Annotated in this window: 1 protein-coding gene and 1 pseudogene; both read right to left on the bottom strand. The window is 73.2% G+C overall.

What is annotated here, in order from left to right:
• Window positions 1-646: transketolase C-terminal domain-containing protein (locus DT057_RS36665; protein ID WP_276469421.1), on the bottom strand; the 646-nt coding region annotated here is incomplete at both ends.
• 1 nt (window position 647) lies between these two features.
• Window positions 648-1,934: pseudogene (gene dxs / locus DT057_RS05965) on the bottom strand (1-deoxy-D-xylulose-5-phosphate synthase); the annotation flags it as partial.

Below are 1,934 nucleotides of genomic sequence, written 5' to 3' on the forward strand. Positions count from 1 at the left end.
CGGACCGGCAGGAGATCCTGGACGGCCTTGACGATGGCGGGGGCGTCGAGGCCGGCCTGGGCGTACATGCGCTCGGGCGCGTCGTGGTCCTGGTAGAGGTCCGGCAGCGTCAGGGTCCGCACCCGCACCCGCCCCGCATCGAGCGCCCCCCGGGCCGCCAGCAGGTGCAGCACCATCGCGCCGAACCCCCCCGTCGAGCCCTCCTCAAGCGTCAGCAGCACCTCGTGCCCGCCCGCAAGTTCCAGGATCAGCGCCTCGTCCAGCGGCTTGGCGAAGCGCGCGTCCGCCACCGTCACGCCGATCCCCAGACCCTCCAGGCCGTCCGCCGCCTTCAGCGCCTCCGCCAGGCGCGTGCCAAGGCTCAGAAGCGCCACCCGCGCCCCCTCCGGACGGCGCACCACCCGGCCCTTGCCCAGCGCCAGAACCTCGCCCCGCTCCGGGAGCTCGACCCCCACCCCCTCGCCCCGCGGGTAGCGGAACGCGATCGGGCCGGCATCGTGCGCGTGGGCGGTCGCCACCATGTGCACGAGCTCCGCCTCGTCGGCCGCCGCCATTACGGTCATGTTGGGCAGGCAGCACAGGTAGGCCAGGTCGAACGCCCCCGCGTGCGTCGCCCCGTCCGCCCCCACAAGCCCCGCCCGGTCGANCAAGCCCGCCCGGTCGAGCGCGAAGCGCACCGGAAGGTTCTGCAGCGCCACGTCGTGCACCACCTGGTCGTAGGCCCGCTGCAGGAACGTCGAGTAGATCGCGCAGAACGGCCGGAACCCCTCCGTCGCAAGCCCGGCCGCGAACGTCACCGCGTGCTGCTCGGCGATGCCCACGTCGAAGGTCCGCTCCGGGTGCGCCTTCGAGAACAGGTCCACCCCCGTCCCGGACGGCATCGCGGCCGTGATCGCCACCACCCGCGGGTCGGCGTCCGCCGCCTTGATCAGGCTCTCGCCGAACACCCGCGTGTAGGCCGGCGCGTTCGGCTTGGCCTTCGTCTGCACGCCCGAGATCACGTCGAACTTCACCACCGCGTGGCCGCGGTCGGCCGCCGCCTCCGCCGGGGCGTAGCCCTTGCCCTTCTGCGTCACCACGTGCACCAGCACCGGACCCTCGGGCGCGTCGCGCACGTTCTTGAGCACCGGCAAGAGGTGGTCGAGGTTGTGGCCGTCGATCGGCCCCACGTAGTGGAAGCCGAGCTCCTCGAACATCGTCCCGCCCCCCGCCAGCAGCCCGCGGGCGTACTCCTCGGCCCGCGCCGCGGTGTCGTAGAGCGCCTTGGGCAGCAGGCGCCCGAACTGCTTGGCGGTGTCGCGCAGCGAGCGGTAGGTGTCGCCCGAGACCAGCCGCGCCAGGTAGGACGACATCGCCCCCACCGGCGGCGCGATCGACATGTCGTTGTCGTTGAGGATCACGATCAGGCGCGAGCGCAGCGCCCCGGCGTTGTTCATCGCCTCGTAGGCCATCCCGGCCGACATCGAGCCGTCGCCGATCACCGCCACCACGTTGCGCCGCGCCGGCGTCTCGCCCCGCGCCCGCGCCGCCGCGTCCGCGAGGTCGCGCCCGACCGCCATGCCCAGCCCCGCCGAGATCGAGGTCGAGGAATGCGCCGCCCCGAAGGGATCGTAGGGGCTCTCCGCGCGCCGGGTGAAGCCCGACAGGCCGCCGCCCTGGCGCAGGGTGCGGATGCGCGCCCGCCGCCCCGTGAGGATCTTGTGCGGGTAGGCCTGGTGCCCGACGTCCCAGATCAGGCGGTCCTCGGGCGTGTTGAACACGTGGTGCAGCGCCACCGTCAGTTCCACCACCCCGAGACCCGCCCCCAGGTGGCCCCCGGTGACCGACACGGCATCGATGGTCTCGGCCCGCAACTCGTCCGCGAGCTGGCGAAGGTCACTCTCCGGAAGCGCGCGAAGATCCCGCGCGTCAACAACGCGGTCAAGGAGGGGGAG

Origin of the sequence: Methylobacterium crusticola, assembly GCF_003574465.1 — a bacterium.
GTDB lineage: Bacteria > Pseudomonadota > Alphaproteobacteria > Rhizobiales > Beijerinckiaceae > Methylobacterium > Methylobacterium crusticola.